Here is a 9,867-nt window from a genome sequence, read left to right as displayed (position 1 = left end):
ATGTTGTACCCCTTCTCCTTCATAAAATTCTAGGTATTCTTCTATCTGTGATTTCTTTTTTCCTTCTGCAGGTTCATTGATAGGAAATTTTGCGTATCCGTTTCCATTGCTCATCACTTTACTCATCAGTGCAGAATATTCTGTGTTGATTTGTTTGTCATCAAACGAAAGAATATTTACAAAACCCATCACATCTTCATACCATTTTACGGTTGGCAGCATACGATTCCAGCCGACATTTCCAACACAATGATCTACGTACAAAAGGCCTGTTTCTTTTGGTAGATAAGCTGAATTCCATTTTACATAACCAGGCATAAAAACGCCTTTATAATTTTTTCTTTCGATAAACATATGCACAGTTTCGCCATAAGTATAAATGCCTGACATGCGAATCTCACCTTGGTCATCTGTCAGTGTAATAGGCTCTTGATAAGGTTTCCCGCCGCGTTGGATGGTTTCATTAAAAGCTTTATAAGCATCATCAACCCAAAGTGCCAATATTTTTACACCATCACCATGTTGTTTTACGTGTTCAGCAATGACGCTGTCTGATTTTAGTGCAGTGGTCAGAATCAGGCGTATTTTACCTTGTTGTAATACATAGGATGCCCGGTCGCGCACACCTGTTTCCGGTCCTGCATAGGCTAAAGGTTGAAACCCGAAAGCAGTTTTGTAAAAGTGGGCAGCTTGCTTGGCATTACCTACATAAAATTCAATATAATCGGTGCCATTGATAGGTAGGAAATTTTCTGCTTTCGATATTTTTTCAGCAAATGTTTGTGTTTCCATTTTGTTGTTGTTTGAATGTTGAAAGAAAGTGCCTTTCTTTGTTTGTGGATAAAAAAACTAATGCATCGCCGTTCTCCTAGCTGGAGAAATCTATTCTTGTTTGGCGATGCAGGTCATTAGGAAGATTATTGTCATTTTAACTCCACATCGCCATCATCAAAGCCCTTAAATCTTTATTTACAGAAATGTTACACATTGTTTATTATAGATAGTTAATATGTTTAGAAAATGAAGTTACTATTGATCGATTGCCAATAGTAAAATTACCAAATCAGCCTTGCCAGCTTTTAAAATAATTCTCATCCTCAATTTTCAAGGCCTCCTCCGTAATTTTTAACGGCCTGAAAGGATCGATCATTACGGCTAATTCATCCGTCGCTTCTTTGCCGATGGATTTTTCTACCGTGCCCGGTTGTGGTCCATGTGGGATGCCGCCGGGATGCAAAGTTATTTGCCCTTTTACCACACTTTTTCTGCTCATAAAATCTCCATCTACATAATACAAAACCTCATCACTGTCTATGTTTGAGTGATTGTATGGTGCTGGGATGGATAACGGATGATAGTCAAATTTTCTAGGCACAAAGGAACAAACAACAAAGTTATGTCCTTCAAAAGTTTGATGGACGGGTGGCGGTTGGTGCAGCCTGCCTGTAATGGGCTCAAAATCGTGGATAGACAGCGCCCAGGGATAATGATACCCGTCCCAACCGATATAATCGAAAGGATGTGTGCCATAAATGTATGGATAAATTAAACCTTGTTTTTTTATCAATATTTTAAAATCGCCATATTCATCTTTTGTTTGTAGGTTTTCTGGCACGCGAATGTCACGTTCACAGTAAGGTGAATGTTCCATTAACTGCCCTGCTGGATTTAGATATTTTTTAGGAATGCGGAGCGGGCTAAAACTTTCTACAATAAACAACCTATTGTCTTCACTATCAAAACTTATTTGATAAATAGTCCCGCGCGGAATCATTAAATAATCACCATAAGAAAATTTCAAATCACCAAAACCTGATTTTAAAACCCCGGAGCCTTTGTGAATAAAAATCATTTCATCGGCTTGACTATTTTTGAAAAAATACTCGGTCATGGACTTCTTAGGTGCAGCCAAAACGATGTGTAGGTCATCATTGACTAAAACGGGTTTGCGGCTTTGCAAATAATCATCTTCCGGTGAAATATTGAAACCTAGTAGACTTGTATGTTTCAGGTGCTTTTCACGAGCGATTCTCGGCTGTACATCAAAAGGTTCACCCAGCTTTTTTACAATTGTAGGAGGATGCGTGTGATATACCAGGGAATAAACACTGGAAAAGCCCTCAGTAGAAACTAATTCTTCGGCATAGAGTTCGCCATCTGGTTTGCGAAATTGTGTGTGGCGCTTATGTGGAATTTTGCCTGCTTTGTGATAAAAAGACATAGCTGTTGAGTTGAAAAAATGAAAAGTAGAAAGTCCAGGGAAGGATTTTTATTATTGCAAGTGAAGTGGAACAATCTGCTTAATATTGTGCAAACACAAGTGCGGCAACAAGCTGATGTTTGTAGCTGGCTTGTTTCTCTATAGTAGAAAAGAATGTATATAAGATTTTTATTCGCATTTCGGTACTAAGTTAATCGTTCTTCTTGTGAACAACAATTAATGCGGCCGAAATTACAAAAGTTTTATAAACAGTTGTTAGCTTTGTGGAAATATTTAGAAATTATACCTTCAACTTTACAACAATGTAATAGAAAGCCAACTTTCTAACTTTTCAATATTTTAAACTTACACAAATAAAAATAAACTATGAAATTAGTATCCTACCAAACTGAAAACATTGAGCACCTTGGCATATATGTAAAAGGTCATATTTATAACCTTAATACTTGCGACAAAAATATTCCCGATAATATGCGTGCGTTTTTATTAGGGGAAGCACCGATGATGAAACGTGCGCATATAGTGGAAGAAAAAATATTGTCAGGCGAAAACTTTAAAGAAGAAGTTTTTTATGAATTAATTGCACCTGTTCCGCATCCAAGTTCATGTAGGGACGGTTACGCTTTTCGGCAGCATGTTGCTGCCGCCCGCAGAAACCGTAAAGTGGAAATGATTCCGGAGTTTGATCAATACCCGATTTTTTATTTTACCAATCATAATGCTATACAAGGTCCTGGTGAAATAAAATGTATGCCGGATCATTTTCAAAAACTTGATTTCGAATTGGAAATAGCGGTAGTCATTGGTAAAAAAGGGAGAAATATAATGGCCAAAGATGCAGATGAATATATCGCAGGATTTACGATTATGAATGACATGAGCGCACGCCTTTTGCAAATGGAAGAAATGAAATTGAACCTCGGTCCGGCAAAGGGAAAAGATTTTTCTACTGTCATTGGACCCTGGTTGGTTACGCCCGATGAATTGGAAAAATATAAAGTGCCTGCAAAGGAAAATCATACAGGTAATAATTATGATTTGCAAATGAGCTGTAAAGTAAATGGTGTGCAGGTTTCCCTTGGTAACGTAAAAGATATGGATTGGACTTTTGCAGAAATAATTGAACGATGTGCTTATGGTGTAAATATTTTACCTGGTGACGTGATTGGTTCAGGAACGGTAGGTACCGGTTGCTTTTTAGAACTGAATGGAACGGGGCTATTCAATAATCCCAATTACCAAGCGCAATGGCTACAACCCAACGATAGTATAGAAATGGAAATAACTGGCCTAGGTGTTTTAACAAATGTAATAAGAAAAGAAAATTCGGAATTATCGATTCTGAATTTGAAGAAAAAGTAGTCAGCAAAGATGAAAATATAAAAGCCGAGGTGCCGAAATATTAATACAAATCTTAAAAATCATAGATATTACATTCTATAGAGATCATACTGCTTAAATTATAAATTGCAAATCCCTTCATGCTCACACTCGATACACAAAATCTTAGTCCTGCGCAAATGCAGAATTATCTGCAATATGCCATTGCGCCAAGGCCGATATGCTTTGCCTCTACCATCGATAAAGATGGAATTATCAATCTAAGTCCATTTAGTTTTTTCAATATGTTCAGTACCAACCCGCCGCTGTGTGTGTTTTCCCCCGCGCGTCGTGTGCGGGATAATACAACGAAACATACATTGGAAAATATATTGGAAGTAAAAGAATGTGTGATAAATATTGTCAATTTTCAGATGGTGCAACAAACGAGTTTGGCCAGTACGGAATATGCAAAAGGTGTGAATGAATTTGAAAAAGCTGGTTTTACTATGTTGAAATCTGATTTGATTAAGCCACCCCGGGTAGCAGAGGCTCCGGTTCAGTTGGAGTGTGTGATAAATGATGTAATTACTTTAGGTGAAAACGCGGGAGCTGGGAATTTAATTTTAGCAGAAATAAAGCGTATTCATATTCGAGAAGAAATATTAGATGAAGAGGGTAAAATAGATCAGGCAAAAATAGATCTGGTGGCGCGACTTGGCGGTGACTGGTATTGTCGTGTTACAAAAGATAATTTATTTAAGGTACCAAAGCCCTTACGTACGCTGGGAATTGGAATTGACGTATTGCCGCCGTCTGTGAGGCATTCAAAAATATTAACTGGCAACGATTTGGGTATGTTGGGCAATATAGAACATCTGCCCGAAGCGGAGGATTTGGTGCAAGTCAGACTGTTTCCGGAGGTAAAAATTATTTTAGAAAAAAACGAAAATATTGCAGAAGACTTACACAATCTTGCCCATAAACTTTTAGAACAAGGTAAAGTATTAGACGCTTGGAAAGTCCTTATGCTAAATGAAAAGGAAGAATAGTTTTTAGATCGTTAAATTATCTAATTCTCAAATTAACGAATTGCCTCTATCTTTGCCCGGTGAAAAAAATTATACGCAAGTTTTTTAAAATAGTATTTGTTTTACTGCTTATTTCTGTTGCCTACACAATCGTTTGCCGGTGGGTAATGCCCCCCATTACTATTACTCAATTAGGTAGTTTATTGACAGGAAATGGGTTGAAGAGAGATTATGTTTCCTGGGATGAGATTTCACCAAACGCAAAGCTAGCAGCTATTGCTGGAGAGGATCAATTGTTCCCCGAACATGGAGGATTCGATTGGAATGCAATTGAAAAAAGTTTGGATACTAAGCATAGAAATAGAGTACGTGGGGCTGCCGCAAGCACTATTAGTCAGCAAACCGCAAAGAATGTTTTTCTTTGGCAGGGAGAAGGAATAATGAAGTATGTGAGAAAAGTGCCTGAGTTCTTTTATACTAAAATGATAGAATGGTTCTGGGGTAAGAAAAGAATACTTTGTATTTATCTAAATACCATTGAGATGGGCAAAGGCATTTATGGAATTGAAGCTGCTTCACAACAATATTTTCATCATTCCGCTAAGCATTTGACGCGTAGAGAGGCCGCAATGATTATTGCGTGTTTACCAAACCCAAAAGTTTTTAAAGTGGTTCCTGAGAGCCGTTTTGTGCATTGGAAGTCCAGTTGGATCTTACGCCAAATGAATAATATTCAATCTGATGTGGATATTCAGAAAATAATTAACTAAATTAATAGTCTAAATAATTTTTATGAAAATAATAGCGATTATTCCGGCAAGGTATGCCGCCACAAGGTTTCCCGCAAAGTTGATGCAAATGTTACAGGGTAAACCAATCATCAGGCATACTTATGAAAATACGGTAGGGACGAACCTTTTTGACGAAGTGATCGTCGCCACCGATAGTGAAATTATTTTTAATGAGATCACGCAGAACGGCGGTAATGCTATTATTACAAAAGGCAATCATGAAAGCGGTAGTGATAGAATAGCGGAAGTCGCGAGGGAAATGGAGGTGGACATTATTATAAATATACAAGGAGATACCCCCTTTGTAAATAAACCGGCTTTAGAAGAAATAATTAACGTGTTTAAAGACGAAACTGTACAGGTGGCGAGCATGATGCAAATTTTGACCGAACAAAAATATATTGAAGATTATAATTATGTGAAAGTAGTGGTTGATAAAAATATGAATTCCTTATTATTTAGCCGCTCCGTAATTCCTTATCCTCGCAATAAAGAGACGGTTGTTACTTATTACGAACATATTGGGGTATATGCGTTTCGCAAAGAGGCATTGATAAGGTTTACCAAATGGGAGATGACCCCTTTAGAGATAATAGAAAAAATTGAATGCCTGCGTTATTTAGAAAATGGTGTTCCGTTAAGGATGATTGTGGTAAGTGGCATAGGCGTAGAAATAGACACTCCTGAGGATTTGGAGCGTGCCTCTATTGCATTAGGCGGGTAATTTAACAATACTGCCTTTAAACCTTTTTTCATAAAATATAGTCCTAGAGGTAGATAGGCACTGAATTTGCCTTGATCTAATTTGGTAAAATTAAATAGAAAGCCATGAAAAAATATTTCAGAACAATTACAAGCCTTTTCGCTGTTGCGATATTGTCAATAGGTTGTACATCTGTAATTTATGCGCAATCGGACTATGGAAATGGCTATGATTACGATAACGGTTATAATGATAATAACTATGATTACAATCAGGATAATAATCAAGATGATAACCAGTTCGCGCAACAACAAGGAGAACCGCAAATTACATTCAACGATTTTTATAATCAGTTAGCACCTTACGGGCATTGGATAAATAGCGCTCAATATGGACAGGTTTGGGTGGCAGATGTTGCTAATTTTCAACCTTATTCTTCAAATGGATATTGGGCATATACATCTTATGGTTGGACTTGGGTTTCTAATTACAGTTGGGGTTGGGCTCCTTTCCATTATGGTCGTTGGGGGTATAGCAATAGTTACGGGTGGTATTGGGTACCAGGTTATACTTGGGGACCTGCTTGGGTAGGTTGGAGTACAGGTGCGGATGTATATGGATGGGCGCCACTTGGTCCGGGCATGAGTTTCGGTGTTAATATTTCTATAGGCTTGTTTCCGACGAACTATTGGACATTTATGCCGAGGAGATATATGGGATACCACAATATCAATAATTATTATTATTCCCGTTCAAGAAATGTTACTTATATCAGACACACTACCATCATAAATAATTATGGTAATGCGCACAATCAACGTTATGCACGTGGCCCTCAGGTCAGAGACGTGGAAAGAAGTTCCGGACGAACCATTCGACCTATTAGAATTGTGAATACAAGAAATGCTAGGACGACCGGTGTTAGAAATAACGAGCTACACATGTATAATCCGACCGTGAGAGGAGGAACTTCAACAAGATCTGCAGCGCCTGCTAAAAAAAGTACGACTCCATCAAGGACTGTAGTGCCGAATCAACAACGAGTACAGCGTACTGCTCCTCAAAGAAGTACTGCTCCCCAAAAATCTTCTGTACAACAAAATAGACAATCTTCAACACAACGCCAGACGCCACTCGTTAAAAGGACAGTACCTGTTAGGCCAGAGCAACAGACTAAACCTGTACAACGTTCGGTACCTGTACAACGCTCTGCACCTGTAAAAAGATATACACCACCTACACGCGAAAAAGCTTCTTCTTCCAGAAGCTCAAGTAGAAGCAACACGAGAAGTGAAACACATAGAGTTGAACGTGCAAAGAGATAACAAAATGGAGGGTTTAGGTGTTCGTCTATAGTTTTACAATTGGAAAACAAAGATGACTGTTAGAAAATAAAAGAAGAGGTTCATTGAACCCCTTCTTTTATTTTCATGGCTGTACATTAATCCATTTTTTCAGGACGCATTTGCGGAAACAGTAAAACATCTTGAATAGATTGCTGGTTGGTTAAAAGCATTACCAAACGATCAATGCCGATGCCAATACCACTTGTAGGTGGCATACCATATTCTAAGGAACGTAAAAAATCCTGGTCGATAAACATGGCTTCATCATCGCCACGCTCCATCAATTTTGATTGTTCTTCAAAACGTTCGCGTTGATCAATCGGATCGTTCAATTCGCTATAGGCGTTGGCAATTTCTTTGCCATTTATCATCAATTCAAAACGTTCTACTAAATCTTCTTTTTCACGATGTTTTTTGGTAAGCGGTGACATCTCTATCGGATAGTCAATAATAAAAGTTGGCTGACTATATGTATGTTCCGATGTCTCACCAAAAATTTCGTCTATCAGTTTCCCTTTACCAATATTGGGCGGTACATCCAGATTTAATTGTTTGCAGACTTCACGCAGACCTGCTTCATCTTTGCTGCTTACATCAATGCCTGTATTTTCTTTAATGGCATCCAAAATGGATATACGTTTAAACGGTGCCTTAAAGTTGATAATTTTTTCACCGACAGGAACATCGGTTGTGCCATGTATGGCTAAAGCTAGTTTTTCTAAAAGTTGCTCGGTGGTTTCCATCATCCAAAAATAATCTTTGTAAGCGGTGTACCATTCCAAAACGGTAAATTCTGGATTATGTGTTCTATCCATTCCTTCGTTGCGGAAGTTGCGGCTGAATTCATATACCCAGTCAAAACCGCCCACAATTAACCTTTTCAGGTAAAGTTCATTAGCAATTCTCAGATAAAAAGGAGTATCCAGCGCATTATGATGGGTAATGAATGGTCTAGCAGCTGCTCCACCGGGAATGGCTTGCAAAACAGGTGTATCTACTTCTAAAGCTCCATTTCCATTCAAAAATTCGCGAATGGTATTGATTATTTTGGTGCGTTTTACAAAGGTATCTTTTACCTCAGGATTAATAACTAAGTCAGCATAGCGTTGACGATAGCGAAACTCAGGATCGGAAACGGCATCAAATACATGACCTTCTTCGTCGCGTTTTACAACAGGTAAAGGTTTTAATGATTTTGAAAGTAGTGTAAGGGTTTGCGCATGTATAGATGTTTCGCCTGTGCGGGTAATAAATACAAACCCGGTAACGCCGATAAAATCACCTAGATCTAATCCCTTTACTACCAGGCTCCAAAAGGTGTTATCCTCACCTGGACATATTTCATCACGCTTTACATATAGTTGTATAATACCTTTACTATCTTGTATTTTTATAAAGAAAACCTTGCCTTTATCGTTGATGCTCATCACTCGGCCAGCCACGCACACATGCGCAAAATCGTCTTTTTTCTCTTCAGAGAAAGAGTTTTTAATATGGATGGAATAATCTGATACAGGGTATAAAGCAGCAGGGTAAGGATCGATTCCTGCAGTTTGCAGAGATTTTAATTTTTCTCTTCTAATAATTTCTTGTTCGGATAAATTTTGACTCATAGTGCGCAAAGATAATAAGGAATTATGATTTATAATTTGACAAATATCGGTTAAAGCACTACTATAATTTCTTGCACAAAAAAAGGGGAATAAAATCATCCCCCTTTTTCCTTATTCAACGCAATGTCCGCGTATCTTAGTTATATCTCGGCTCGTGCGTTCTCCACAAGTCTTTGAAAGAAACTACTATCCCAAGTTGAAAATAATTTTCATTTATTAAGTTGTTGGCTCTTGTGCCTCTTGTACCTACTTTAAAATTGAACATATAGCCCAAAGAAGAGCGCATAGCATTAACACCGACACCAAATGTGGCTCCAATATTATCAATTTGTTGACCACGAATATTTAAGTATTCCTGCGTGTAAAAACCTCCTATCTGGAAAAAGTATTTTTCGTAATTATATAGACCATTATTTATTACGACAGTTTTATTCTTTGCAAATTCAATACCTGCAGAATAATTATTGCTGTTTTGCAGGCTATATGCGCCATTAGCAAGGTTATTAACGGTATTACTCCATCGCTGTGTTTTGTAGTCTGCAGCAAAGGTGACCCTATTATCAAATTTTAGTGAAAGACCTCCTCCATAAGTAAGTGGGAGTGTGAAAGTTGATGTATTCGTTATTGAATCTGCAAGTATTACAGTTGGGTCAGAAACGCTGGGGTCGCCTTGAGTTATACCCACGGATCTTGAACTATTTAAATTAGTTTTGTTAGAGGCTACTGCACCAAAAGAAAGTTGCCATTTAGAGCTAAGTGGAATTTTGTATTGCAGTCCGCCTTCGAAATATAAATGCTTATAATATTGCAGCACTTTTGTATTCAGTTGTGAAGTAATAATG

At 37.9% G+C, this 9,867-nt stretch carries 9 protein-coding genes; 5 read left to right on the top strand and 4 right to left on the bottom strand.

Annotation, left to right across the window (positions count from 1 at the left end):
- Both ACQR30_RS10015 and ACQR30_RS10010 read right to left on the bottom strand, forming a co-directional pair.
- Positions 1-792: VOC family protein (locus tag ACQR30_RS10015; RefSeq protein ID WP_429734599.1), on the bottom strand; the 792-nt coding region annotated here is incomplete at its 3' end.
- Between the two features lie 271 nt (positions 793-1,063).
- Positions 1,064-2,221, bottom strand: a complete 1,158-nt coding sequence (locus ACQR30_RS10010) for a homogentisate 1,2-dioxygenase (RefSeq protein ID WP_429734597.1) — start codon at positions 2,219-2,221, stop codon at positions 1,064-1,066.
- Between the two features lie 366 nt (positions 2,222-2,587).
- Between ACQR30_RS10010 and ACQR30_RS10005 the strand changes: the two genes are divergently transcribed.
- From ACQR30_RS10005 to ACQR30_RS09985, 5 genes are all read left to right on the top strand, one after another.
- Positions 2,588-3,583: a fumarylacetoacetate hydrolase family protein gene (locus ACQR30_RS10005; protein WP_429734595.1), complete on the top strand. Its 996-nt coding sequence runs from the start codon at positions 2,588-2,590 to the stop codon at positions 3,581-3,583.
- Positions 3,584-3,702: 119 nt separating this feature from the next.
- A complete protein-coding gene (locus tag ACQR30_RS10000; protein WP_429734593.1) occupies positions 3,703-4,593 on the top strand; it encodes a flavin reductase family protein in 891 nt (296 codons plus the stop codon).
- Between the two features lie 59 nt (positions 4,594-4,652).
- Complete coding sequence (mtgA, locus tag ACQR30_RS09995; protein WP_429734591.1) at positions 4,653-5,342, top strand: monofunctional biosynthetic peptidoglycan transglycosylase; 690 nt, start codon at positions 4,653-4,655, stop codon at positions 5,340-5,342.
- A 22-nt stretch (positions 5,343-5,364) separates the two neighbouring features.
- Positions 5,365-6,087, top strand: coding sequence for a 3-deoxy-manno-octulosonate cytidylyltransferase (kdsB, locus tag ACQR30_RS09990; RefSeq protein ID WP_429734589.1), 723 nt, complete (start codon positions 5,365-5,367; stop codon positions 6,085-6,087).
- Between the two features lie 104 nt (positions 6,088-6,191).
- Complete coding sequence (locus ACQR30_RS09985) at positions 6,192-7,391, top strand: DUF6600 domain-containing protein (RefSeq protein ID WP_429734587.1); 1,200 nt, start codon at positions 6,192-6,194, stop codon at positions 7,389-7,391.
- 116 nt (positions 7,392-7,507) lie between these two features.
- Here ACQR30_RS09985 and lysS read toward each other — a convergent pair whose 3' ends face one another.
- Both lysS and ACQR30_RS09975 read right to left on the bottom strand, forming a co-directional pair.
- Positions 7,508-9,025 carry a lysine--tRNA ligase gene (lysS, locus tag ACQR30_RS09980; RefSeq protein WP_429734585.1) on the bottom strand — a complete coding sequence of 506 codons (1,518 nt, stop codon included), beginning with the start codon at positions 9,023-9,025 and terminating at the stop codon, positions 7,508-7,510.
- A 136-nt stretch (positions 9,026-9,161) separates the two neighbouring features.
- Positions 9,162-9,867, bottom strand: a 706-nt coding sequence (locus tag ACQR30_RS09975; protein ID WP_429734583.1) for a hypothetical protein, incomplete at its 5' end; no start/stop codon positions are given.

This window comes from Arachidicoccus sp. (assembly GCF_050436765.1).
GTDB lineage: Bacteria > Bacteroidota > Bacteroidia > Chitinophagales > Chitinophagaceae > Arachidicoccus.
This window is presented reverse-complemented; position numbering and strand designations above follow the sequence as displayed.

What these genes read in the sequence shown, in the direction of transcription:
- ACQR30_RS10005 (WP_429734595.1), top strand. Translation starts at nt 2,588, where the DNA reads ATGAAATTAGTATCCTACCAAACTGAAAACATTGAGCACCTTGGCATA.
- ACQR30_RS10000 (WP_429734593.1), top strand. Translation starts at nt 3,703, where the DNA reads ATGCTCACACTCGATACACAAAATCTTAGTCCTGCGCAAATGCAGAAT.
- lysS (WP_429734585.1), bottom strand. Translation starts at nt 9,025, where the DNA reads ATGAGTCAAAATTTATCCGAACAAGAAATTATTAGAAGAGAAAAATTA.
- ACQR30_RS09985 (WP_429734587.1), top strand. Translation starts at nt 6,192, where the DNA reads ATGAAAAAATATTTCAGAACAATTACAAGCCTTTTCGCTGTTGCGATA.
- ACQR30_RS10010 (WP_429734597.1), bottom strand. Translation starts at nt 2,221, where the DNA reads ATGTCTTTTTATCACAAAGCAGGCAAAATTCCACATAAGCGCCACACA.
- kdsB (WP_429734589.1), top strand. Translation starts at nt 5,365, where the DNA reads ATGAAAATAATAGCGATTATTCCGGCAAGGTATGCCGCCACAAGGTTT.